This is a genomic window from Paraburkholderia tropica (genome assembly GCF_900109265.1).
Classification (GTDB): domain Bacteria; phylum Pseudomonadota; class Gammaproteobacteria; order Burkholderiales; family Burkholderiaceae; genus Paraburkholderia; species Paraburkholderia tropica.
On record NZ_FNZM01000007.1, the window covers coordinates 228,460 to 253,042 of the forward strand.

Below are 24,583 nucleotides of genomic sequence, written 5' to 3' on the forward strand. Positions count from 1 at the left end.
TGCTCGTTATATCACGTCATGACCCGGAAGCTGACGTTTTCCTTGATAGTGGAAAAGACGCGGCGCGTGACCGGGAATCGTTCGGAGACCCAGGCACGCGCCGCTTTCAGTCGAATTCAGGCGAATTCAGCCGAAGTGATCAAGCGTGAAAATCAGGCTTGCCCTTCGAGTTGCTTGTTGCGCGTTTCAGGCAGAAACACGGCGACGATGAACACCACCACATACGACGCCGCCGCCCACACGCCGATCGACTTCGCCAGCCCGACCGACGCGCTCGTGATGCCGACCGCAGCGGGCACCAGCGAACCGATGCCGCGACCGAAGTTGTACGAGAAGCCGCCCGCCGACGCGCGGATCTGCACCGGGAACAGCTCGGTGAAACACGCGCCCATGCCGGAGACGATGCCCGACTGGAACAGTCCGAGCGGAAAGCCCAGCACCAGCAGCGCGGACATCGGCAGATGCAGGTGCGTATACGCCAGCACCGTGAGCGTCGCGCCCGCCGCCGAGAGCGAGAAGGTCCAGCGTCGGCCGATCGCATCGCTCAGATACGCCATGCCGACGTAGCCGCAGAACGAGCCGAAGATATTGACGGCGAGATACATCGTCGTCAGGTTGATGGTCAGGCTTTGTGTTTCGCGCAGATACGTCACGAGCCACGTGAGAATCGTGTAGTTGCCGCCGAGCGCGCCGGCTGCCATCGCCGAGGCCAGCAGGGTGCGCGGCAACACGCTGGGCGCGAAGATGCGGCCGAAGGTGTCGAACAGACCGCTTTGCGCGCGGAATTCCGCCGCCGATTCGAAGGCCGCCGATTCGTCGACATTGCGGCGCATCCACAGCACCAGCAGGCCCGGCAGAATGCCCAGCAGGAACAGTACGCGCCACGCATATTGTTCGGGCAGCGCGCTGAACAGCACCCAGTAGAGCAGCGCGGCGAGCGCATAACCCACGGGCCAGCCGCTTTGCACGCAGCCCACCGCGCGTCCGCGAATGCGCTTGTCGACGACTTCGCCGATCAGGATCGCGCCCGCCGCCCATTCGCCGCCGAAGCCGAGACCTTGCAGACTGCGCGTGAACAGCAATTGATGGAAGCCGTTCGTGAAAGCCGAGAGGCCGGTGAACAGCGAGAACCACAGAATCGCCAGCTTGAGCACGCGAACGCGGCCGATACGGTCGGCGAGCACGCCCGCAATCACACCGCCCACGGCCGAGGCAACCAGCGCCGAGGTGCCGATCACGCCGGCCTGCGCCTTGGTCATGTGCCAGGCGGTCAGCAGGGTGGGAATGACGAACGCGAAGAACTGCACGTCCATGGCGTCCAGCACCCAGCCGAGGAAACACGCCCAAAAGGTGCGCCGCTGGGAGGAATTCATGGTGCTGTACCACGTCTGCATGAGGTTGATCTCCAGCGCAGGCTGCCGCCCGCTTTGTTCTATATCGAAGGTCGGGCAAAGGCTGCCGAACCGTGAAATAACTTGTGACAGTGATTATGCGGGCATGCCCGATTGCCGCCCTTGCGTATGACGCATAGCAGATATGCGAAAAAAGACTGAGTGCGCAAATAACGCTGTGAAATGCTCAACGTTCTCAAGTTTCGATCATTGATGCCGTAGACGGGGGCAACGGCTCGAATTTGAATTCCTCTGTTCTTTCAGCGATTTCACTCTGCGATATGTTTAAAAAAATTACAATCCGCGCGCGCCTGGCTCTCGCGATGGGGTTTCTCGGCTGCCTACTGGTCATTGGCGGCTCGATGGGGGTTGCAGGTGTGAGTTCCAGCAATCACGATCTGCAAACGCTGTATTCCAATCAACTCGGCTCGGCGGTGGCGCTGAGCCAGACGAGCGTCGCGCTGGCGCGCAGCCGTCTGTGGCTGTTCCGCATTGGTCTCGCGCCCGATGCACCCGACATCGCGCGCTCCGAGCAGAATTCGCGCGATCAGCTCGATCACGCGAAGCAGTCGTGGGAGGCTTATCGCAAGCTGCCCAGCTATAACGACGAGGAAGCGCGCAAGGCCGACGAAATCGACGCCAAACTCAAGCAGTTGTTGCAGGACGGCTATGAGCCGATTTATCGCGCGATCGAAACGAAGGATGGCAATCAGATTCGCTCGGCAGTCCAGAATACGTCGTCGGCGTTATATGGCGATGTGACGGGCAGCATCGACGCGTTGCAGAAAATGCAGGCCGGTTTTGCCGTCGCCAAATACGATCGCGCGCAGGAGCGTTTCCACTGGTTCGTGACCGTGGCCGTATTGGGCGTGCTGTTTGCGCTGTGCGCCGCCGCGTTCGCATGGATCGCGTTGCAACGCGCCATCGGCCGTCCGCTTGCGCAGGCGCTCGCGCATTTCAAAGCGATTGCGAATGGCGATCTCACCGCGCGTATCGAAGTCCAATCGCTCGACGAAATGGGGCAATTGCTCGAAGGCGTCAAGGCGATGCAAACCAATCTCGTCGACATGATTGGCCGCGTGCGCGATGGCGCAAGCGCGATCAATACCGCCGCGCGCGAAATTGCCAGCGGCAATTCGGATCTCTCGCAACGCACGGAAGCGCAAGCCGCATCGCTCGAAGAAACGGCGTCGAGCATGGAGGAATTGACCGCGACGGTGCGCCAGAACGCCGAGAACGCGCGTCAGGCCACTTCGCTGGCGGGTGCGGCCTCGGATACGGCGCAACGCGGCGGCGTGGTGGTGGGCGAAGTTGTCGAGACGATGCAGGGGATTGCGGACAGCTCGCGGCGCATGAACGAAATCATCAGCGCGATCGAGAGCATTGCGTTTCAGACCAATATTCTGGCGCTCAATGCGGCGGTCGAAGCCGCGCGTGCAGGCGATCAGGGTCGCGGTTTCGCGGTCGTGGCGTCGGAAGTGCGCACGCTCGCGCAGCGCGTGGCCACGGCGGCGGGCGAGATTCGCGGCCTGATCGGTCAGGCGACGTCGCGCGTGGACGCCGGTTCGCGACTGGTCGAGGAAGCGGGCACCACGATCGCCGATATCATTCGCGACGTCTCGCGCGTGAACGAAATCCTCGGCGAAATTGCCTCGGCTTCCGAGGAGCAGAGCACGGGTATCGGCCAGGTGAACGTTGCGGTCTCGCAGATGGATCACGCGACCCAGCAGAATGCGGCGCTGGTCGAGCAGGCGTCGGCGGCGGCGCAGGCAATGGCGCAGCAGGCGAGCGGTCTCGATGAAGTGGTCGGTGTTTTCCGGGTGCGCAATTAAGCACACATCGCATTGCGCCGCGCGATATTGCCTTCGCGCGGCGCAATGCGAATCATCAGAAGTCCGATCGAACCGTCAGCATCACATTGCGCGTATCGCCGAATACGCTGTAATACGTGCTCGGCGGACGAATGTAATACTCGCGATTAAACACGTTATTCAATTGCAGCGACGCTTCAACATGCTTGTTGAATCGATAACCGATCTGCGCATTGAAAATCGCATAACCGCCTTGTTCGACGCCGCGTGAAATGCGCGTTTGCGCGAGCATGCCGCCGCCCACCGAGAACCCGCGCAACGTGCCGCGCGAGAACGTGTACTTCGTCCACAGCTTGAACAGGTGCTTCGGATCGGTGCCGTCGGTGAGATCGGGCGAGTCGTTCTCGTAGTGCGCATTCAGATACGTGTAGCCCGCGTAGACGTTCCAGTCCGGCATCGGCTGGCCCGTGACTTCGAGTTCCACGCCCTGATCGCGTGCCTTGCCCGCCGAGACGTAGTAATACTGGTGCGCGGGATCGGCGACGGCGCGGTTGTTGTCGTCGATACGGAACAGCGCTGCGTTCGCATTCAGGCGGCCATTCAGGAAGCTGCCTTTCACGCCCACTTCATACTGCTCGCCCGAACGCGGCGGCAGGCCCGCGCCCGAATACGTGCTCTCCGTTTGCGCGTCGAGAAAGCGCGCGTAGTTCGCATAGGCCGTGATCGACGGCACGATATCCCAGAGCAGCCCGGCGGAGGGCAGGAAGCGGTGATTGATCTGCGCGTTGGTGGTCCAGTCGCCGACGCTCGGCAGCGTCGATTGCGTGCGGTCCTGCAGGAAAGCCTCGCGGCCGCCGAGCACCAGCGTGAGCGGATCGGCGAGTTTGATGCGCGCCTGCGCATAGACGCCGTACTGCACGGTGCGATGATTGGTGCCGAACGTGTAGGGCACATCCACGGCGGGCACGGCGTTCGGATCGTAGAGACTGAACGCGCCACCGTACGGGCCGCTCAGCGCCAGATAACCCGATTGCGCGCTCGACGTCATCACCGAGTAATTCGCGCCGATGGTCAGCGTATGCGTTCGCCCGAACAGATGGATCGGGCCCGAGACGTTGCTGTCCGCGCCGAACCAGTCGTAGCTCGTGCGCTGGCGCTGATCGCCGTAGAGCGCGAGACCGTTCGCGGTCGCGCCCGGACCCGAGTACGCGTAATACGCTTTCGAGAGTTCGTGCCGATAGAACAGCGTGGTCGACGATTGCCAGTCGTTTTCGAAGCGATGCACGAGGTTCGCGTTGCCTTCCTGCAGCGAGGTGTACGCGTAGTTCCAGCTCGGGCTGAAGTTCTGCGTGAACGAGCTCGGCACGCGGCCGGTGAGGGCGGTGCGCGTGCTGTTGAGCACGCCGCCCGCGCCGTAGTCGATGCCCGAAATCGGCGAAACCTGATAGCCGCCCGAGAGCGAAAGCGTCGTGCGCGGCGTGAGATCCCAGTCGAGCGCGCCGTAGGCCATCACTTCCTTGCTGCGCGTGCGGTCGATCGACTGCGTGCCGTCGCTGCCGACCAGCACCGCGCGTCCGCGCAGCGTGCCGTCCTTGTTCAGCGGCCCGGTCACGTCGATCATCTGACGCACGCTGCCGAACGAATCGACCTGCGTTTCGGTCGACAGATGGAATTGATCCTGCGGGCGCTTGCGCACGAGATTCACCACGCCGCCCGGCTCGCCCATGCCGTCGATCGAACCGGCCGGACCGCGCATGATTTCCACGCGGTCGTACATCGCCAGATCGAATTGCAGCTGATATTGCAGGCCGCTCAAGGTCGGCACGCCGTCGAACTCGATGCCGAGCTGCGAGCCGCGCGCGCGGAAATACGCGGTGCCGTCGCCGTAATCGATCGAGCTGACGCCCGTGACGTAGCGCAGCGCGTCCTGGATGGTCGTCACGTTCTGGTCGTCCATCTGCTGGCGCGTGAGCACGGAGACCGAGTTCGGCGTCTCCTTGATCGATTGCGCGACCTTGCCGCCGATGGTGGCCTGCTTCGCGGCGTAGGTGCCGCTGCCTTCGGTGGTTGCGTCGGCGTCGTTCGCGCCCGACACCGTCACGGCGGCCAGAACGTTACCGTTCGCGGCAGGCGCGGTTTGCGCGCGCGCCCACGGCGAAGCGAGGCTCAGCGCCGCGAAAGCGAGCGGCGTCATGGTGAGCGCGAAGCGCGGCGCGGCGCGCGTTACACGGCGAGGCGCCAGCCTCCACCATCCCGAAGCCGGTGCGCGCTGCGCACCACGGTGGTCTATTCTCGTTGTCATCGTCAATCATCCCACTGTTGAAAAAGGCCGAACGACTTCCTCCCGCTCAAAGGCGGGCTGTAAAAAAATGCGAGGGACGATCGTTATGGACGGGTGTTTTGAGGGCCCCGTTTGCCCTTGATTTGCCTACGCGCTTCGACGGCCGCGCAGCACCACGAGCGCGACGAGCCACGGCCCGCCGAGCAGCGTGGCGACGAGGCCCGCCGCCACTTCCTGCGGAAACGCGATTTGCCGCCCGAGCCAGTCCGCCGAGACCATCAGCAGCGCGCCGAGCGTCGCCGCGAGATAGAGCTGCGGCATCGGACGCCGCGCGCCGGAAAAGCGTGCGATATGCGGCGCGATCAAGCCGACGAACGACAGCGGGCCGACCACCACGGTGGCCGCCGCCGTGGCCAGCGCGGCGAGCAGCAGCAGCGCGAAGCGCGCGCGGCCCACCGGCACGCCGAGGCTCGCGGCGGCATCCGCGCCGAGCGCGAGCGTGCCGAGCCAGCGCGCGGTGAGCGGCGCGACGGCGAGCGCGAGCAGCGCCAGCGCGGCCATGCTCCACGCGATGCCGGGCGCGACGTAATACGTGGAGCCGATCAGCAGATCGACGAGCACGCCCGCGCGCGGGTCGCCGCTCGACATCAGCGCGCCGACCACCGCCTGAAACAGCGCGCTGATCGAAATGCCGACCAGCAGCAGGCGCTCGGGCGCGAAGCGCGCGCGCCGTCCGAACCACAGCAACAGCAGCAGTGTCGCGAACGCCCCGGCGACGCAGCCCGCGAACAGCGCGGCGGGAACAATGCGCTGGCTCAGGAACAGCACGACGACCATGCCGAACATGCCGCCCGATCCCACGCCGAGCAGGTCGGGGCTCGCCATCGGGTTGGCGGTCATGCGTTGCAGCAGTGTGCCCGCGGTCGCGAGCAGGCTGCCCGCCGCGAGCGCCGCGACGAGATGCGGCACGCGCCAGAACAGCAGCGCGTCGATATGCGCGCGCGTCGCGATGCTCCAGCCGTCGGCGCTGCGCGACACCATCAGCGAGAGCACGCAGACGAGCGGCAGCAGCATGGCCCACAGCAGCGGCAGCGCGCGCGGCGCGAGTGAATTGTGGTGCGGAGCGTGGGGCGCATGGGTGTCGGGCCGCGTGCGCAAACGCGGCAGCAACGCGATGAGCAAGGGCACGCCAACAAGCGCGGTCACGCTGCCGGTCGCGATCAGATGGGCGGCAAACACGTCGGCGCGCGCGGCGAAGCGCACGATTTCATCGGTGAGCCACAGCAGGGCCGCGCCGGTCAGCGGCGCCCAGACGAGCCGGTCGCGCAGACGCCGCGCGCCCGCCAGACGCGCCAGCAGCGGCGCAGCCAGTCCAATGAAGCCGATCACGCCGACTTCGGCGACCACGAACGCCGTGAGCGCCACCGCGACGAACAGCGCCGCGCCGCGCATCCAGCCGACCGCCACGCCGAGATTGCGCACCGTGGCGTCGCCCGCATCGAAGAGACTCAGCGGACGGTAGAGCAGCACCGCGCCGACAAGACACAGCGCGAGCCGCACGGTCAGATGCAGCGCCGCTTGCCAGCCGCTCTGGTCGAGCGCGCCGCCGCCCCAGATCTGCAGGCCGGCGAGCCGGTCGAAATGCACCACCGAAATCGCGAGACTGATCGCGCCGCAATACAGGTTGACCACCATGCCGCCGAGGATCACCCCGAGCGGCGACATGCCTTGCGCCCACGCCAGCGCGAACACGGCGAGCATGGCGATCGCGCCGCCCGCGAGCGCCAGCGTGTCGCGGCCCAGCGCGAGCCAGCCCGGCATCCAGATCGTCGCGATCGAGAGCGCGAGATAGGCGCCCGGGAACACGCCGAGCGTCATCGGTTCGGCGAGCGGATTGCGCAGCACCTGCTGCATCAGCGTGCCCGCGAGGCCGAGCGCGGCGCCGCAGAGCAATGTCGTCGCGATGCGCGGCAGCAGGCTGTCGTGGACCAGCACCGCGCCGATGTCCTGCGCGCTGATCGATGCGGGCAGCGTGAGCGCGCTCCAGAACGGCGCGCCCGCGAGCACGCGATGCACGTCCGCGGCGGCGAGGCACGCGGCGAGCGCGAACAGCGCGCCGACCAGCGGCCAACGCCAGTCGCGCGGCAGCGCGGCGCGCTCAAGGAAGGGACGACGCGCGAGGTTACGCAAGGCCGCCTCCGCCGTTGTCGAGCGTGGCCCGCGCCACGGGAAGGGCGGCGGCGAAGCGCTGCATCGAGACGAGGCCGCCGAACGCGGCGATCACCGGCAGCACCGACACGCGCCGTTCGCGCACGGCGGGCAGCGCGCGCCACAGCGGGCTCGCGCCCAGCGCGGCGCGCAGGTCGTCGTGCAGCGGACCGACCAGCAGAATGTCCGCCTGCGGCACGTCGAACAGGCGTTGCAGCGCGACGGTGGCCGAGCCCGCCGCGTTGGTTGGCCAGGGCGCGTCCTGTGGACGACCCGCCGCGTCACGCGGATTCGCGGCGTTGCGCAGGCCGATGCGCGCAAGCACAGCGTCGAACAGACTGCCCGCGCCGTAGACGCGAAAGTGCCGCTCGTCGAGCGCTTCGGCGACGATCACCGGGCGCGTGGCGCGCGTCGGCGTGGCCGCGATCGCGTCGGCGGCCGCGGTGAATCCGCGTTGCGTGGCGGCGATCAGCGCCATGGCATGGTCCGGCGCGGCGAGCGCGCGCGCCATCGTCTGCGTTTCAGCGCAGAGCGCCTCGAATGGTTGCGCGGCGCTCATGTACGCGCCGAGCGTGAGCGTCGGCGCGATGCGTTGCAGCGGCGTCATCAGCGCCGCGTGGGCGGGCGTGACGATCAGCAGGTCGGGCGCGAGCGTGAGCAGCACGTCGAAATTCGGCTGATAGAGCAGCCCGACGTCGACGACGCCCGGCGGCAGCGGCGGCGCGACGATCCCGCTCGCGTACCAGTCCGGCAGCGGAATGCCGACCGGCGCGCGGCCGAGCGCGAGCAGCGTTTCGGTCAGCTCCCAGTTGAGGACCACGATCCGCCGGGGTGAACGAGGCGAACGAGGTGCACGAGGCGGCGTCGCGCCGAAGCTTGATGTGGACGCCAGCGCGCCAAGTGCAGCGAGCACGCGACGGCGGCGCGGATTCGTGGTGTGCGCGCTCATGCCGGAAACCCCAGACGGCGCCCGCTCGACGGATCGACGCTCACGCTCATCGGCACGCCGTAAATCGATTCGAGCCGCAGCGGGTCGATGATGTCGGCGGCGCGCTCGCGCATCAGCAGGCGCCCCTCGCGCAGCGCGACGATGCGGTCGCAAAAGCGCGCGGCCATGTTCACGTCGTGCAGCACGACGACCGCGCTCGTCGCGCCCGAGGCGCACAGCGCGCGCACGAGGTCGAGCACCGCAAGCTGATGGCCGATGTCGAGCGCGGCGGTCGGTTCGTCGAGCAGCATGCAGCGGCAGTCCTGCGCGACCAGCATCGCGAGCCACGCGCGCTGGCGCTCGCCGCCCGAGAGCACATCGACGGGACGATCGGCGTGCGCGAGCACGTCGGCGGCGCGCATGGCGCGCTCGACCCACGCGGCGTCGTCGTCGCTGAAACGGCCCAGTGCGCCGTGCCACGGATAGCGCCCGAGCGCGACGAGTTCGCGCACGGTCATGCCGTCGGTGAGCGGCGTTTGCTGCGGCAGATACGCGACCTGGCGCGCGAACTCGCGGGCGCTCCACTGTGCGAGCGGCCGGCCCGCGTAACGGATCGTGCCGGCGGCGGGATCGAGCTGGCGCGCGAGCAGTTTGACGAGCGTCGATTTGCCCGAGCCGTTGTGGCCGACGAGACCGGTCACGCGCGCGTGCTCGATCGTGAGGTCGAGCGGATGCAGCAGCGTGCGGCCACCGGCGGCGAACGCGACGCCTTCGAGCGCGAAGGCCGTCTGCGTGCCTGCCGTGTCGTGCGCTGATTCGTGAACCGCGTTGTGCAGGATCGCGTTCATGCTGCGCTCGCCATGTTGTTGCCGCTGTGGCCGTTACCGTCGGCGAGGCTGGAATGCGTCGCGCCGATCCGCCCGCTGTCGAGCTTGATCAGACGATCGGCGAGATCGAAATACCGATCGTCGTGCGTAATCACGAGCACCGTTTTTCCCTTCGTTTTCAGCTCCGGCAGCAGCGTGCGATAGAACACGTCCTTGAAGGCCGGGTCCTGATCGGCGGCCCATTCGTCGAACACGTAGAACGGCCGATCCTCCAGAAACGCGACCAGCAGCGCGAGGCGTTTGCGCTGTCCCTGCGAGAGCGCGAGCGTGGAAAACGCGCCGTCCTGAATCCGCACCTTGTGGTCGAGCTGCAGCGCGACGAGCAGCGCGCGCGCCGCGTTTTCGCGTCCGGCGCTCAAGCCGAGCAACGAATCGAACAGATGGAAGTCGCTGAACACCACGGAAAAATACTGTCGATAAGCGGCGCGTGTCGCGTCGTCCACGGCCGCGCCGTCGACGAGCAGACGGCCGCGCTCGGGCGCATACAGGCCGACGAGCAGTTTCGCGAGCGTGGTCTTGCCGCTGCCGTTGCCGCCGACGAGGAACACCGTTTCGCCCGCACGAAACGTCAGATCGATCGGGCCGAGCGTGAAGAAACCGTCCTCGTTTTCGCGCACGTAACGATGCTCGACGCCTTCGAGCGCGATGCGCGAAAACGCGGGCTGAGCGGCTTGCGCGACATTTGTACCGATATCGGCAAGCCGACCCTGTTCAGGTGGCAGCGCGGCTTCGAGCTTGCCGATCCGCTCGAACGCCACGCGCGCCGAACTGATCGCGGGCAGCGCCGCCAGCAGGCCTTCCACGGGCATGATCAGGTAGAGAAAGACGAGTGCGTAACCGGACATCACGTGCGCATCGGCGTCGAACAGGCGCGCGAGCACGAAGATCGTCAGGCCGACGAAGCCGAACAGCAGCAGATTGCCCCAGCTCGCCGCGAGCGCATGCAGCACGTAGCCGCGCGTGCGTTGCGCGCGCACCGCTTCGACGTGCGGCGCGAGCTGGCCGCCGACGAACGCTTCGGCGCGTGCGCGATGCAGCTTCAGTTCCTTCGCGCCGTCGAACAGCGCGCGAAACTGGCGCAACAGCTCGTCCTCGCGTTCGCGCGAAGCACGCAGATGACGCAGCGCGCGCGAACCGACGAGATGCGTGCCGAACGTCCCCACGCCGAGCACCGCGAGCGCGACGCCGAGAATCGGCAGCGACAGCATGCCCAGATAGGCGAGGCAACCGGCGATCACCGCACCCTGCATCGCAATCGACGGCAGGCTCACGAAGAACACGACGATGCTGTCGAGGTCCTGGGTCAGCGCGCCGAGCGCACGCGCCGCGCCGCAGCGCTCCAGATCGCGGAACGAGGCCGCGGCGATGCGGCCGATCGTCTGCATGCGCAGACGCGCTTTCACGCGCTGGCCGAGATACATGAAGAGCGTCTGCGAACCCACGCGCGTGGCGAGCACCAGCGCCGCGAGTAGCGCGAAGCGCACGCCCAGTTGCACGAGTTGCGCGCCCGACGCCTGTAACGCCTGGTTGATGAGCGCGACTAGCGCCGCATTCGCGAAGCCGCTCACGAGACTCACGAGCAGGGCGAGTGGCAGAAGCCAGCGCGAGCTGCGGATCAATGAAGCAATCAGGGGCATAAGCGGCGGAAAAGTCGTTCGTGCGCGTGGCGATCGTGTGTGTCGACCCTATCGACCACAGGGTCCACCGGGGTAATTCCACGAATGAGAAGCATTATTGATTTCGGGCGGGGTTCCGCCAGAAGCCTTGATGGGTAAGGAGATTACCGGCTTATGCGAATTAAAGGCGGACAGGAGATATCGATTTTTTGACAATTTTTTGTCAATTTCCAATATCATGGGCCACTTCCTTTCGCGCCCGTACGTCCGTCCGATGAAGTCGTTTCTGCTCAAGCGCTACCCGATGGCTCGCACGCCGCTGCCGCGCGAGGTCGCTGCGACGCTCGTGACCTACCGCCACGGCGAACGCGTGACATGGCATCAGCATCGTCATGGTCAACTGGTATTCGCGGTCAAAGGCGTGATTCGCGTGCTCACGCCCGCGCGCACGTGGACCGTGCCGCAGTCGCGCGCGGTGTGGCTGCCGTCGGATGTCGATCATGAACTGCACGCGGTCGGCGATACGGCGCTGTGCAGCGTCTATCTGGAACCCGATGTGTTTCCCTGGCCGTGGGAAGATCCCGCCGTGATCGGCGTGTCGGCCTTGCTGCGCGAACTCGCGCTCACGCTGGTCGAGGGCGCGGACAGCTATACGGCCACGAGTCGCGCGGGCCTCGCCGCGCCGTTGATGCTGAAGGTGCTGGCGGAAACGCCCAGCCTCGCGGAGCCCGGCGTGCCCTTGCCGCGCGACGAGCGCCTGCTCAAGCTCTGCGAGCACATGATGAACGACCCGGGCAGCGATCTCTCGCTCGATTTTTGGGGCGAGCAGTTCGGTGCGAGCGGACGCACGCTCGCGCGCCGCCTGCATGCGGAAACCGGGCTGACCTTCGTGGCGTGGCGTCAGCAGATGCGCGTGGCGGAAGCGATCACGCGCCTCACGCTCGGGCATTCGGTAGCGCAGGTCGCGAAAGATCTCGGTTATCGCAGCGCGAGCGCGTTTATCGTCATGTTCCGCCAGGTGACGGGCGAATCGCCGCAACGCTATCTGGCGTCGAGTTGACGGCGCGCGGATGATTGACTCACGTCGCCTTCACTGACCCGAAGGCTTGCCCCACACGATCGATTCCGGATGGCGCTGGAGATAATCGGCCAGCGCGTTCACGCTCGCGAGCGTCCGGCGCAGTTGCGTCGTGGCCGTGCGCACGTCGGTTTGCAAGGGCGAATCCGCTTCGAGCGTGGCGCGTGCAGCGGCAAAAGACGTCTGCGCAAAAGCCAGCGTGGACTGCGTTTGTGGAACGGTTTCATCGTTCAGGGTCTTGAGTAGCGCATTCGCGCCGTCGAGCGACGCATCGACGTTCCTTCCGATTTCGTCGAACGGCACGCGATCGAGTTTCGCGACGATATCGCCGAGCAGATCTTGCAGTTCTTCGATGGTGTTGGGCACCGTCGGCAGTTCGACCGCCGCGCGCTTCGCATCGAAATGAACGGGCGGCGCCTTGGGGAAAAAGTCGAGCGCGATATAGCGCTGGCCCGTGAGCACGCTGCCCATGCGCACCTGGCCGCGCAGACCTTGCGCGATCATGTCGCTCAGCAGCGTGCGTCCGCCCGGGCCGTCGCCTTTGCCGAGCGCCGCGCGATAGCGTCGCCCGAGACGGAACGGATAGAGATTCAGGCTGACGATCATGTCGAAGCCGCCGTGCGCGGTGTTGTTATCGACGTCGATCCGTGTGACGTTGCCGATCTCCACCCCATGAAAATCGACCGGCGCGCCCACAACGAGGCCGCGCAACGATTCGCGAAAGCGCATCTGCACGGGCGCGGCCGGGCCGTTCGTGCTGCGCAGCGCGTCGGTGCGGTTGTCGGCGAGGGTGAAGGTGCGGCTGTCGTGCGACGGCGGAGCGGCTTCGGCGGGCGAGTCGAATTGCACGCCGCCGCGCAGCATCGCTTCGAGCGGCTGCAGGTCGACGTTGAAGCCGCGCGAATCGAGTTGCACGTCGATTCCGCTGGCCTGCCACCAGCGCGTCGACGACGTGACATAGCGATCGAACGGCGCGTTCACGAATACGTCGACATCGACTTCCTGGCCGTTTTTCGGCAGCGTGTAGCCGAGAATCTGTCCCACGGCGACGCGATGAAAATAGACCGGCGAACCCGCCTGCAGCGAACCCAGCGACGCGGCGCGCAGAATGAAGCGGCTGCCGCGTCGATCGGCGCTCACCACGGGCGGCGTTTCCAGGCCGATAAAGCTGTGGCACGTTGTGCGGGCGGCGCCGATATCCACGTCGATATACGGCGCGGTGCGCAGGGTTTCGAGCCCCGAAATACCGCCGGCGTCGATACGCGGACGCGCCACCCAGAAACGCGTCCCGCAGGTGGCGAGGCGGGCGGCGTCCGCCATCAGCCGCACCACGGCGGTCACATGCGAGCGGTCGCGCGACAGATGCAGCGTTTCGAGTTCGCCCACTTCCACGTTGCGATAGCGCACGCGCGTCTTGCCCGCCTGCAATCCGGCTCCGCTGACGAAGTCGATCGTCAGTTGCGGGCCGCGCGGGAACAGCGTGTGAGCGAGCAGCAGGCCACCGGCCAGCAAGGCGATGAGCGGCGCGAGGCTCATCGGCGAAAACATCGTGCGCAACATTCAGAGCTTCCCTGCGATGACATCGCCGAGCGCGCGCCGGAACCGGCCGAATGCGTCGCGTGCGCGAATCCACAAGCCGCAGATGGCACTGGCTTTGCCGTCGACGGTCATGGGCGAAAGCCCAGTATCAGCGTCAGATAGGCGAGCGCCGCGAAGACGCCCGCCATCGTGCCGTAGTAGTCGCGCGCGCCCGGACCGAGCAGGCAATGCGCGGGAATGCCGACCGCGCAATACGCAGCCGTGAAGACGAGCGTGATGACCAGCGTAGGATGGCCCGCCGACCACGCGAATTCCGCCAGGTGTTTCATAATCAGGCATCCTGATTATTTAAATGATTCCGGGCGATTGAATCTCGCGTGGCCGGGCTGGTTGCTTCGGTGTTCTGTTGCGCGGGATTAATGCATTTGCGCGACGAGCGCTTCCGCACCTTTATCGAGGCCGGTTTTCGCGGCGCTGAGCGAGCCGAACGCCGCGGGCAGATTCATCGCATTCGGATATTGCTTGGTCACATAGGCTTTCAGTAGACGGCCATCGTTGCTGTCGTACACCTCGACCGCGTACGATACCGAGCCGCTGAACGCGCCCTGGCCGCCGCGCACCGCCTGCACGCCGTTGTAGAGATTGCCGGCGATATCGAAATGCATCGCCTGACCCACGAGCAGCGTGGTGCTCTCCGCGCCGGTCAGCGTCACCTTCACGCGCAGCACGCCGGGGCCGGTGTGGTTCGTCATCTGGAAGCGTTTGCCGAGGTTTTCGGTGAAGGCCTGCTGCGCGTAGCGGGCGAGCGTGGTTTTGTCGTCGTCTTTCATGTCGCCGAATTGCGCGTCGGCGCCGCGATAGACGGTGACGGGGTCGAGCACGACCTGCGTATAGCGCGACCAGGAGACGGGAATGCCGTAGGCGAGCGGCACTTTGTTGCGGTCGTCGCCGTGATTCGGCTGCAACTGGTGCGTGGCGTCGATGCCGGAGTAGGCGACCGGCTGAACGCCGGCGCAGGCGGCAAGAAGAAGGGACAGCGTGCCCGTGACGAGGGGAAGTGCGAGGCGTTGGCCGAACATCGGAAGGTTCCTTGGATGGATTAAGCGGGCGCTGAAAGAAAGCTGGGTGAAACAGTGAGAAACCGCTGTTCACTGCGGACGCAGCGTAACGGCAAATTCGAGAAATGTAAACCGTCTACCCGGTTTGTTTTTATGGCGAGGCGGAATTGGTTACAATCATGTCCGCAACCGACCGACCGTTCGCCAGGCGCCGCTTTTCACGCGGATCGGCGCGCGATTCCCTCGCCGACGCTGTCATGCCCGAAGTCACGCTGTCACGTTCTTAGTCACGCCCTCGAATCGACATGGATAACCCGACCCGCTCCGAACTGTCCCGCAAGAAAGCCATCGCCGCCGCGCTGGCGATTCTGACGAGGGAGGGCGCGGGCGCGTTGACGTTCGACGCGTTGTCGCGCGAAAGCGGCATCAGCAAGGGCGGGCTGCTGCATCAGTTCCGCACCAAGAACGGTGTGCTGGAGGCGCTGCTGGAGCATCAGCTCAGCGAGTTTCAGCGGATCGCGGCCGATTATCTGGGCAAGGAAGGCGCGAAAAAAGCCGAGCCCACGCTCAATGCGCAGATCGAAATTTTTCGCGAGGCCGTGAATCAGCCGAATTCCGTCGCGCGCGCGATGCTGGCGGTGATGGTGGAATCGCCCGAGATGCTCGGGCGCGTGCGCGACACCGACAATCGCGTGACGAAAACCATCGAGAGCGAAGCGCGCGACGAGGAACTCGCGCTGCTGCGGTATTTCGCGGCCAGCGGCATGGCGTTTCACACGCTCATCGGCTTGACCGAACTGGACGGCGCGCGGCGCAATCGCCTGTTTGACCGCTTGCAGGACGACGCGAGCTGGGCGCCGCTCGAAAAGAAACGCAAGACGGCGAAGTAGGCGCGCGTTTTTAATCGGGTTTTTAGTCGCCTTTCACGCGCGGGCCGGTTTCGCGGCCGATCCTGGCCTGACGACGCGCGCGCTCGTTGATGATCTGATGACGCCGATGATCGGTCATCTTCTTCCAGCCACGCGCTTCCTCGCGCGTGCGGTAACAGCCCGTGCACAAACCGGTTTTGCCATCGAACGCACAGAGTTCGATGCACGGCGATTTCACGGCCATGGCTTACTTGAAATAGCTGTGGACGACTTCGATCAGCTGCTCGGTGCCGCTGCCGTGTTCGTCGGCGGGTTCGGCATCGACGAGATGGGTGCGGATGTGATCCTCCAGCACCACGGCGAGCAGGCCGTTCATCGCGCCGCGGCTGCTGGTGATCAGTTGCAGCACGTCCATGCAGCCGCGCTCGTCTTCGAGCGCGCGCTCGATGGCCTCGACTTGCCCCTTGATGCGGCGCACGCGGTTGAGCAGCTTCTGTTTTTCGCGAATCGTGTGACTCATGCCTGACCTCGACGGATGGAAACCCGAGTATACCGCTGCCTATAGCGAGGGGGACTACGCTACGCGCCGCGACATCAGGCCGCGAGCGCCGTCAAACCCTGATAGCCGACGATCAGGCCGACGAGCAGGATCAGCGCGCCGGAGAAATACGGCGCTTTGCGTGCGAAATCGCCGAATCCGCTCCATTTTTTCGACACGTGCTTGACGCTCAGCGCCGCCAGCGTGCCGGAGACGACCATCGTCAGCGCAAGTCCGATGCTGAAGCAGAGCACGAGCGACGCGCCCAGCGCGAAACGCTTCAGTTGCAGGCACAGCAGCAGCACGGTGATCGACGCGGGGCACGGCACGAGTCCGCCGGTCAGGCCGAACATGACGATCTGGCCGGTGGTGACGTCGCGATTCGCGAAGCGGCGACGGATGTCGTTCGCGTGCGCGCGTTCGTGGGCGTCCTGGTACTCGGTGGAGGACGCATCGAGGTCGGCGTGGTGGTGATCATGGCCGTGATGATCGTGATCATGATGATCGTGATCGTGGTGGTGATGGCCGTGCGCGTGTCCATGCTCGTGCTCATGCGCCGCGCGCTGCTCGCGCCAGGTGCGCCAGATCATCCATGCCGCGACGCCGACGATCAGCACCGCCGAGGCCACCTGAAACCACGGCTCGCTGCTTGCGGCGTTCCAGTTGCGGCCGAAATACATGCCGATGAGCGCGATGGCCCACACCACGGCGGTATGCGAGAGCGTCGCCGACAAGCCCAGCAACACCGCCTGCCCAACCGTGCCGCGAATCGCCACGATGAACGCGGCCATCATCGTTTTCGAGTGGCCCGGCTCCAATCCGTGCAGCGCGCCCAGCAGGATCGCGCTCGGAATGAACAGCCAGGCGCTGGAGGCGCCCTGCGAAAGAAGATGCGAAAAGTCCATCATGCTGCGTTTTCCTGGATGACTGGCTAACTGGCTGCGGCGCGCGCCGCGTCACGTCTCATCGAGACGATTAATATACGGTAGGGGGGTATATTACCCAAATAGGGTGAGGGGGTATACTAATTCGCACTGGTTTGCGCTATTTCCCCGTGATTCTCGCGCCCGTTTCGTTGCGGGGCATTTCTCGATGCGCTTATAATCCAGGCTCTTTTCGGGCAGTCGCCGCGCCTCGCGCGCGCCTGCCGTCTGCTGACTCCCGAGCGCGCGCCGTGCCCTGACGCGAGGCCGTCACAGCTTGCGACGCGCGTCGCATCGATGTGAATTCCATGAAGAAAAAACGCTGGATTGCGCTGCTGTGCCTGATTCTTTCGGCGGCAGCGCTGGCGCACTTCCTGCGCCCGCGCTACACGCCCGCCGAGCGCGACTATTACACCGTGCTGTTCTGTCTGGTGAAGAACAACGGCATCGACGATCCGCGCAAGGACATGCGCGATATGGTCGAAAACGGCAACTCCGATTACGCGCTGCACAAGCAGGAATACAACCCGGCGGCCGCCAACGACGCGCTGGCGCGCTTCGACAAGCTCGGTAGCGAGGATCAGCGGGCGGCGGGGCAGAGCCGTGCGGAATGCCAGCGTTTGCTGGGCTTGAACGCCCAGCGCTAGACACGCCAGGCAAGCTGGACAAACGCGGCGGGAAGAGAGCAGGCGCTCGCGCGATGCGAGCGCCCGAAGTGCGGCACGTCGTGACTTATTCGTGCGCCGCGGATTGAAGCTTCGCCGTGGCATCGCCGAACTGCAACGCGGCCAGTTGCGCATACAGCGGCGAGCTTTCGAGCAGATCCGCGTGACGCCCTTGCGCGACGATGCGGCCATGCTCCAGCACCACGATGCGGTCGGCCTGCTGCACGGTCGCCAGCCGATGCGCGATCACCAGCGTGGTGCGATTCTGCGCGGCGTTGTCGAGCGCCGTCTGCACGAGCCGTTCGCTGGCGGCGTCGAGCGCGCTGGTGGCTTCGTCGAGCAGCAGAATCGGCGGGTCCTTGAGAATCGCGCGGGCAATCGCGATGCGCTGGCGCTGTCCGCCCGAGAGCCGCACGCCGCGCTCGCCGAGGAACGTGTCATAGCCTTCCGGCAATTGCTCGATGAACCCGGCGGCGGCGGCCATGTCGGCGGCACGGCGCACTTCGTCGAGCGTGGCGTCCGGCATGCCGTAGCGGATGTTGTCGAGCACGCTGCCCGAAAAAATCACCGATTCCTGCAACACCACGCCGATCGCCTGGCGCAACGAGGCGAGCGTCACATCGCGCGTCGGCACGCCGTTGATGAGGATGCGGCCCGACTGCGGATCGTAGAAACGCAGCAGCAACTGGAACAGCGTGGTCTTGCCCGCACCCGACGGCCCGACCAGCGCGACATGCTCGCCCGGTCGCACATCGAGCGAAAAGCCCGCGAGCGCCGCGATGCCAGGCCGCGACGGATACGAAAAGCCCACGTTCTCGAAACGGATGCCGTCGCCCTGCGCGGGCAGCGGCACGGGCTTGTCGGCTTCTTCCACCGGCGAGCGCGCCGCCAGCAACTGCAACAGCCGCTCGGTCGCGCCCGCCGCGCGCTGCAGATCGCCCCAGACTTCGGCCACCGCGCCCACGGCGCCCGCCGTGAACACCGCGTAGAGAATGAACTGCGAGAGCTGGCCGCCCGTCATGCTGCCCGCGAGCACCGCCTTCGCGCCGAGCCAGAGCACGAACACGATGGCCGCGAACACGAACACGATCACCACGGCCGTCAGGCTCGCGCGCGCCCGGATGCGCGTGAGCGCGGTGTCGAACGCGGCTTCGACCGCGCCGCCGAAGCGCTTCGTCTCATAGCCTTCCTGCGTGTACGACTGCACGGTCGGCATCGCATTGAGCACTTCGCCGGCCAGCGCGCTCGCATTCGCGACCTTGTCCTGACTCGCGCGCGAGAGCCGCCGCACCCGCCGCCCGAACACGACGATCGGCAGCACCACGACGATCAGCGTCGCAATGATGTAGCCGGACAGCACCGGGCTGGTGGCCACCAGCATCGTCACGCCGCCGACGGTCAGCAGCGCGTTGCGCAGGCCGAGCGACAGGCTGGTGCCGACCACGGCCTGGATCAGCGTGGTGTCGGTGGTGAGGCGCGAGAGCACTTCGCCCGTCTGCGTGGTTTCGAAGAATTGTGGGCTCATGCGCATGACGTGCGTGTAGACCGCGCGCCGCAGATCGGCCGTCACGCGCTCGCCGAGCCACGAGACCCAGTAGAAACGCAGCGCGGTGGCGGCCGCGAGGATCAGCGACACGACGAACAGCGCGATGAAATAGCGATCGATATGCGCGCGGTTGCCGCTGGCGAAGCCGCGATCGATCAGATACTTGAACGCGACGGGCAGCGCCAGCGTCGCGCCCGCCGAGGTCAGCAGCGCGAGAAAGGCGAGCGCCCAGCGCCCGGCATAAGGGCGCAGGAACGGCAACAGGGCGAACAGCGGGGCGACGCGCGACGAGCGGACGGCGGCTTCTGGCATGGCAAGTCTCGGAGTCGAGCGAATGAGAAGGAAAGCGTGACGATACACGCAGCGGCGCTGCGGGCGATGTCAGTCCGGCAGCGGCCCGTTGCGCAACTGTTCGCGCTCTTGCGGCGTCATGCTTTGCCATTGCTTCCACTGACGCCATTTGCCGCGCTGGCGGCAGCCGCCGTGGCCGCGGAATCCGCCGAACAGAATCCGGCAAAGCACGAGCAGGCCGATGGCGCGCGGATAGTCGATGGCGTGCGCATCGACGACGAGCGACGGCACGATCCAGTTCCACAGGCTCATGACGACCCAGCCCAGCAGCGCGACGATGGCCAGCACCACCACGATCCTGGCGAAAATCTTGCGGCGAAATTGCATGTTGTTCTCCTTCGGTTCAGATGTCATAGCCGTCCCACGACGCCCGCAGACGCTCGCGCAGATGCAGCACCGCGTAACGCTTGCGCGCCAGCAGCGTGTTCACGCCCACGCCGGTCGCGGCGGCCAGTTCCTTGAAGCTGCGCCCGTCCAGTTCGTGCGCGACGAACACCTCGCGCTGGCTGGCGGGCAGTTCGTCGAGCGCGTCGCGCAGCGTGTCGAGCAGCGCCGCGCGTGCGTACGCGGCCTCGGGGCCGCCGTCGGCCGAAGGCAGCGCGAGGTCGAGGCGGTAGTCGCTGTGATCGTCGCCGGGCTCCGCACCGCTTTGGCCGTCCCCGCCGAGATCGGCGAGCGGCACTTCCTTGCGTTTTCGAAAACGGTCGACGATCCGGTTGCGCGCGACGCGAAACAGCCACGCGCCGACCTGTTCGATCGGCTCGGGCAGTCGCCAGGCCTCGACGAGTTCCTCGAAAACGTCCTGAAGGATGTCCTCGGCTTCGTCCTGGTCGATCACGCGGCGACGGATGAAACTGCGCAGCCTCGGACGCTCGCGGGCGACGGTGTCGGCGATGTCGCGGTCCGGAAGGTCCGGATGGGACAGCGGGTTCGGGGTGAGCGGCGGTTCCATACCCGTGAAGACGATTCGGGAAGGGGAATATTGTGACACCCGCCGAAGATCGGGTTGGGCCGCAGGCGTGGCCCAACCCTGCGTGCGCGAAAGATTACGCGGGGATTACGCCGCCGCGAGACTGGCGGGCGCCAGTTGCGCCGCGCTGACGAGCTTGCGCGTGTAGGCGTGCGCGGGCGCGTCGAGCACCGCGAGCGTGTCGCCGGTCTCGACAATCTTGCCGCCGTGCATCACCACGAGGCGATGCGAAACAGCGCGCAGCACGTCGATATCGTGGCTGATGAACACGTAGCTCAGGCCGTGACGCCGTTGCAGCGTCGTGAGCAGCGCAAGAATCTGCTGCTGGATCGAGACGTCGAGCGCGCTCGTCGGTTCGTCGAGCACGAGAATGCGCGGATTCACCGCAAGCGCACGCGCAATCGCGATGCGCTGGCGCTGGCCGCCCGAAAACGCGGCGGGCAGCCGCGAGGCTGCGTCGGCGGGCAGGCCGGTTTCGGCCAGCAGCGCCGCCACGCGCGCGCGCCGCGCATCGGCGGGCAGATCCGGATGATGCAGCGCGAGTCCTTCCTCGACGATCTCGCCCACGGTCAGGCGCGGCGCGAGCGAGCCGAACGGGTCCTGAAACACCATTTGCACGTGGGCGGCGAGCACGCGACGTGGCGGTGATTGCGGCGCGCCATCGAGTCCATTCAGCCCCGCAAAGCGGATCGTGCCCGCCACCGGCTGCACCAGCCCGACGATGGCCGCCGCGAGCGTCGATTTCCCGCAGCCCGACTCGCCGAGCACGCCCAGCGTTTCGCCCGCGCGCAGATGCAGGTCGATGCCGTCGAGCACCGCGCTCGTCCCCGCACGCAGCACGCCGCGCCAGCCCGGCGCCCGCGCGCGATAGCCGGCGCGCAGTCCGTCGACGGCGAGCACGCGCGACGCGTCGTCGGCGACTGGGGCGAGCGTGCGGCGCGGCGCGCTGTCGAACAGCTTGCGCGTGTAAGGATGCCGCTGCGCCGCGAACAGCGCCTCGGTCGCGCCTTGCTCGACAATCGCGCCATGCTGCATCACGGCCACGCGATGCGCGAAGCGCCGCACCAGATGCAGGTCGTGCGTGATCAGCAGCACGGCAAGACCGCGCCCGTCCGCGTCGGCTTCCTGAAGCTCGATCAGCAGATCGACGATCTGGCGGCGCACGGTCACGTCGAGCGCGGTGGTCGGTTCGTCGGCGATCAAGAGGCGCGGGTTGCAGGCGAGCGCCATCGCGATCATCGCGCGCTGGCGTTGTCCGCCCGACAACTGGTGCGGATAGCAGTCGACTTTGCGCTCGGGTTCGGCAATGCCGGTGCGCCGCAGCAGCGCAATCGCACGTTCGCGCGCGGCCGCGCCGCGCAGATTCGCATGCAGACGCAGGCTTTCGCCGATCTGCCGCCCGATGCTCCAGAGCGGATTGAGCGCGGTCATCGGCTCCTGAAACACCATGGCGATGTCGCCGCCGCGCACGGCGCGCCATTGCGCCTCGCTCTTGCCGAGCAGTTCCTGGCCCGCCAGCCGCACGCTGCCGCTGACCTGCGCGGCGTCGGCGAGACCGAGCAGCGCGAGCGCCGTGAGACTCTTGCCCGAGCCCGATTCGCCGACCAGCGCCACGCGTTCGCCGCGCGCGATCGTCAGATCGATGCCACGGACGATGCGTCGCGATCCGATGCGAATGTCGAGGCCGTCGACTTCGAGAACTGGCGTCGTCATGAACGCTCCTGGGTGTTGTCGTGCGCGCGATGACGATCGGTCGACAGCGATTCGCGCAACGCATCGCCGATAAACGTGAGCAGCAGCAGCGTGACGACCAGCGCGGCAATCGCCGTCGCCGAAATCCACCACGCGTTGAGATGGTCCTTGCCTTCGGCCAGCAGTTCGCCGAGGCTCGGCGCGGGCGGCGGCACGCCGAGCCCCAGGAAATCGAGGCTCGCGAGCGAGAGAATCGCCGCGCTCATGCGAAACGGCAGCCACGTGATGACAGGCGTGAGACTGTTCGGCAGAATGTGCCGCCACATGATCTGCCAGTCGGACAGCCCGAGCGTGCGCGCGGCGCGCACGTAATCGAGCGCGCGCTTTTGCAGGAATTCGCTGCGCACGTAATCGGACAGCGTGATCCAGCCGAACGCGGCGAGCAGCACGAACAGCAGCGCGAGGCTCGGTTCGAAGATCGACGACAGAATGATCAGCAGATAGAGGTCGGGCAGCGCGTTCCAGATTTCGATCAGGCGCTGGCCGAGCAGGTCGACGCGGCCCGCGTGATAACCCTGCAACGCGCCCGCGAGCACGCCGATCAGCGCGCCGCTGAGCGTAAGCGCGAACGCGAACAGCACGGAGCTGCGCAGGCCGTAGAGGGCGCGCGCGAATACGTCGCGGCCATAGGCGTCGGTGCCGAGCCAGTTTTGCGCCGATGGCGGCGCGGGAAACGGTCGCGCCGAGTGATAGTTCACGGTGTCGTAGCGGAACGGGCACGGCGCGTAGAGCGCGAAATTGCCGTCGCGCGAGAACTGGTCGCGTATGAAGGGATCGAGATAATCGGCCTCGGTGGGCAGCGCGCCGCCGAAGTCGCGATCGGCGTAGACGTGCAGCGCCGGGAACAGCCAGTGGCCGTGATAGCGCGCGACGAGCGGCCGGTCGTTGGCGATCGCGCCCGCGCAGAGGCTGGCGGCGAACAGCACGGCGAACACGATCAGGCTCGCCCAGCCCAGTCGCTGGCGGCGCAGACGTTGCCAGAATGGCGTCGATGCGGGTGCATCAGGCGCGGCGGGCGCGGCGGCCGCAAGGTCCGGTGCGGCCGTTTTTTCATCGTCGAACGCGGGCTGCGCCTCGTCGCGCAGCGGTGTGATGGCTTCCATGCAGAACCCCGAAGTCAGCGGCCGTTGCCGCCGAAATGAATGCGCGGATCGATCAGCGCGTAGGCAAGATCGCCCGCGAGCCGCGCGACGAGACTGACCACCGTGAACACGAACAGCGAGCCGAGCACGACCGGATAGTCGCGGCCCACGATGGCGTCGTACGAAAGGCGGCCCACGCCGTCGAGCGAGAACAGCGTCTCGATCAGCAAACTGCCGCTCACATAGGCGGCGATGAACGCGGCGGGCAGGCCGGTCGCGAGCGGCAGCAGCGCGTTGCGCAGCACGTGCCGCCAGACCACCGCGCTGCGCGCCGCGCCTTTCGCGCGCGCGGTCAGCACATACTGGCGCGCGAGCTCGTCGAGAAACGCGTTGCGCGTGAGCAGCGAGACCACCGCGAGACTGCCGGTCACCGACGCAGTCACCGGCAGCACCAGATGCCAGAGCCGGTCGAGCACGCGTTGCGCGAATGGCAGCGCGTCATGGCCTTCCGAGCCGAAGCCGCCGAGCGGAAACACATGTAGAAACAGATCGCCGCCGAACAGCATCATCAGCAGCACGCCGAGCACGAAGCCGGGAATCGCATAGGCGGCCAGCAGCGCGGCGCTGGTCGCGAAGTCGAACGCGGTGCCGCGATGCAGCGCCTTCGCAATGCCGAGCGGCACGGCGATCAGATAGGTGAGCACGAGCGTGAAGCTGCCGAGCGTGACCGTCACCGGCAATTTGCTGCGAATCAGCTCCCACACCGAGCGATGCTGAAAGAACGACTGGCCGAGATCGAAGCGCGCGTAATGCGCGAGCATGCGAACGTAACGCGTGAGCGGCGGCTGGTCAAAACCGAATTCGTGGCGGATCGCCGCGATCTGCGCGGGATCGACGCCTTCGTTGCCGTGATAGCCGCCGTTGCGGCCGCCGCCCTCGCCATGCATCGACGTGCCTTGCAGGCGCGCCATCACCTGCTCGACGGGGCCACCGGGCACGAACTGCATGATGATGAAAGTGACGGTGAGCACGCCGAGCAGCGTGGGGATCATCAACGCGAGACGCCGGCCGATATAGGCGATCATGATGC

At 66.3% G+C, this 24,583-nt stretch carries 22 protein-coding genes; 4 read left to right on the forward strand and 18 right to left on the reverse strand.

Features of this window, described 5'->3' with window-relative positions:
- Positions 1-152: 152 nt before the first annotated feature.
- A complete protein-coding gene (locus tag BMY06_RS13425; protein ID WP_065058464.1) occupies positions 153-1,394 on the reverse strand; it encodes an MFS transporter in 1,242 nt (413 codons plus the stop codon).
- 239 nt (positions 1,395-1,633) lie between these two features.
- On the opposite strand from BMY06_RS13425, the gene BMY06_RS13430 reads away from it, so the two are divergent.
- On the forward strand, positions 1,634-3,223 hold the full coding sequence (locus BMY06_RS13430) for a methyl-accepting chemotaxis protein (protein ID WP_279613553.1): 1,590 nt from the start codon (positions 1,634-1,636) through the stop codon (positions 3,221-3,223).
- 55 nt (positions 3,224-3,278) lie between these two features.
- On the opposite strand, the gene BMY06_RS13435 is transcribed toward BMY06_RS13430, so the two are convergent.
- The 5 genes from BMY06_RS13435 to BMY06_RS13455 form a co-directional block, all read right to left on the reverse strand.
- Positions 3,279-5,396, reverse strand: coding sequence for a TonB-dependent siderophore receptor (locus BMY06_RS13435; RefSeq protein WP_244144373.1), 2,118 nt, complete (start codon positions 5,394-5,396; stop codon positions 3,279-3,281).
- 234 nt (positions 5,397-5,630) lie between these two features.
- Positions 5,631-7,673, reverse strand: coding sequence for a Fe(3+)-hydroxamate ABC transporter permease FhuB (gene fhuB, locus BMY06_RS13440; RefSeq protein WP_237181611.1), 2,043 nt, complete (start codon positions 7,671-7,673; stop codon positions 5,631-5,633).
- Complete coding sequence (locus BMY06_RS13445) at positions 7,666-8,511, reverse strand: ABC transporter substrate-binding protein (protein ID WP_237181613.1); 846 nt, start codon at positions 8,509-8,511, stop codon at positions 7,666-7,668. Before BMY06_RS13445 ends, fhuB begins: the two co-directional genes overlap by 8 nt.
- Before the next feature lie 125 nt (positions 8,512-8,636).
- Complete coding sequence (locus tag BMY06_RS13450; RefSeq protein WP_074983639.1) at positions 8,637-9,467, reverse strand: ABC transporter ATP-binding protein; 831 nt, start codon at positions 9,465-9,467, stop codon at positions 8,637-8,639.
- On the reverse strand, positions 9,464-11,143 hold the full coding sequence (locus tag BMY06_RS13455) for a cyclic peptide export ABC transporter (RefSeq protein WP_074983641.1): 1,680 nt from the start codon (positions 11,141-11,143) through the stop codon (positions 9,464-9,466). The genes BMY06_RS13450 and BMY06_RS13455 overlap by 4 nt, the downstream gene beginning before the upstream one ends.
- A 253-nt stretch (positions 11,144-11,396) precedes the next feature.
- Between BMY06_RS13455 and BMY06_RS13460 the strand changes: the two genes are divergently transcribed.
- Positions 11,397-12,182 carry an AraC family transcriptional regulator gene (locus BMY06_RS13460; RefSeq protein ID WP_074983782.1) on the forward strand — a complete coding sequence of 262 codons (786 nt, stop codon included), beginning with the start codon at positions 11,397-11,399 and terminating at the stop codon, positions 12,180-12,182.
- A 30-nt stretch (positions 12,183-12,212) separates the two neighbouring features.
- Here the strand turns inward: BMY06_RS13460 and BMY06_RS13465 are convergent, their stop codons facing one another.
- The 3 genes from BMY06_RS13465 to BMY06_RS13475 all read right to left on the reverse strand — a co-directional run bounded on the left by BMY06_RS13465 (position 12,213) and on the right by BMY06_RS13475 (position 14,818).
- Complete coding sequence (locus tag BMY06_RS13465; RefSeq protein WP_074983642.1) at positions 12,213-13,760, reverse strand: PqiB family protein; 1,548 nt, start codon at positions 13,758-13,760, stop codon at positions 12,213-12,215.
- A 107-nt stretch (positions 13,761-13,867) separates the two neighbouring features.
- A complete protein-coding gene (locus tag BMY06_RS13470) occupies positions 13,868-14,068 on the reverse strand; it encodes a hypothetical protein (RefSeq protein ID WP_065058475.1) in 201 nt (66 codons plus the stop codon).
- Between the two features lie 87 nt (positions 14,069-14,155).
- The gene (locus BMY06_RS13475; RefSeq protein WP_074983644.1) at positions 14,156-14,818 is read right to left on the reverse strand and encodes a DUF3313 domain-containing protein; all 663 of its coding nucleotides are present in this window, start codon (positions 14,816-14,818) and stop codon (positions 14,156-14,158) included.
- A gap of 284 nt (positions 14,819-15,102) precedes the next feature.
- Between BMY06_RS13475 and BMY06_RS13480 the strand changes: the two genes are divergently transcribed.
- Positions 15,103-15,687, forward strand: coding sequence for a TetR/AcrR family transcriptional regulator (locus tag BMY06_RS13480; RefSeq protein ID WP_065058479.1), 585 nt, complete (start codon positions 15,103-15,105; stop codon positions 15,685-15,687).
- 22 nt (positions 15,688-15,709) lie between these two features.
- Here BMY06_RS13480 and BMY06_RS13485 read toward each other — a convergent pair whose 3' ends face one another.
- The 3 genes from BMY06_RS13485 to BMY06_RS13495 form a co-directional block, all read right to left on the reverse strand.
- On the reverse strand, positions 15,710-15,910 hold the full coding sequence (locus BMY06_RS13485) for a DUF1289 domain-containing protein (protein WP_065058480.1): 201 nt from the start codon (positions 15,908-15,910) through the stop codon (positions 15,710-15,712).
- Between the two features lie 3 nt (positions 15,911-15,913).
- Positions 15,914-16,186: a metal/formaldehyde-sensitive transcriptional repressor gene (locus BMY06_RS13490; RefSeq protein ID WP_065058482.1), complete on the reverse strand. Its 273-nt coding sequence runs from the start codon at positions 16,184-16,186 to the stop codon at positions 15,914-15,916.
- Positions 16,187-16,260: 74 nt separating this feature from the next.
- Positions 16,261-17,112: a nickel/cobalt efflux transporter gene (locus tag BMY06_RS13495; protein WP_065058483.1), complete on the reverse strand. Its 852-nt coding sequence runs from the start codon at positions 17,110-17,112 to the stop codon at positions 16,261-16,263.
- Between the two features lie 323 nt (positions 17,113-17,435).
- Here BMY06_RS13495 and BMY06_RS13500 point away from each other — a divergent pair, with 323 nt between their 5' ends.
- Positions 17,436-17,774, forward strand: coding sequence for a hypothetical protein (locus BMY06_RS13500; protein ID WP_074983646.1), 339 nt, complete (start codon positions 17,436-17,438; stop codon positions 17,772-17,774).
- Positions 17,775-17,859: 85 nt separating this feature from the next.
- Here BMY06_RS13500 and BMY06_RS13505 read toward each other — a convergent pair whose 3' ends face one another.
- The 6 genes from BMY06_RS13505 to BMY06_RS13530 all read right to left on the reverse strand — a co-directional run bounded on the left by BMY06_RS13505 (position 17,860) and on the right by BMY06_RS13530 (position 24,578).
- Positions 17,860-19,650 (reverse strand): ABC transporter transmembrane domain-containing protein, encoded by a 1,791-nt coding sequence (locus BMY06_RS13505; protein WP_065058485.1) that lies wholly within the window; start codon positions 19,648-19,650, stop codon positions 17,860-17,862.
- Between the two features lie 69 nt (positions 19,651-19,719).
- Positions 19,720-20,016 (reverse strand): hypothetical protein, encoded by a 297-nt coding sequence (locus tag BMY06_RS13510; protein ID WP_065058487.1) that lies wholly within the window; start codon positions 20,014-20,016, stop codon positions 19,720-19,722.
- Positions 20,017-20,032: 16 nt separating this feature from the next.
- A complete protein-coding gene (locus BMY06_RS13515; protein ID WP_074983647.1) occupies positions 20,033-20,641 on the reverse strand; it encodes an RNA polymerase sigma factor in 609 nt (202 codons plus the stop codon).
- 105 nt (positions 20,642-20,746) lie between these two features.
- Complete coding sequence (locus BMY06_RS13520; RefSeq protein ID WP_074983649.1) at positions 20,747-22,372, reverse strand: ABC transporter ATP-binding protein; 1,626 nt, start codon at positions 22,370-22,372, stop codon at positions 20,747-20,749.
- Positions 22,369-23,514 (reverse strand): ABC transporter permease, encoded by a 1,146-nt coding sequence (locus BMY06_RS13525; RefSeq protein ID WP_080180500.1) that lies wholly within the window; start codon positions 23,512-23,514, stop codon positions 22,369-22,371. The genes BMY06_RS13520 and BMY06_RS13525 overlap by 4 nt, the downstream gene beginning before the upstream one ends.
- Before the next feature lie 14 nt (positions 23,515-23,528).
- Complete coding sequence (locus tag BMY06_RS13530; RefSeq protein WP_074983650.1) at positions 23,529-24,578, reverse strand: ABC transporter permease subunit; 1,050 nt, start codon at positions 24,576-24,578, stop codon at positions 23,529-23,531.
- Between the last annotated feature and the right edge of the window lie 5 nt (positions 24,579-24,583).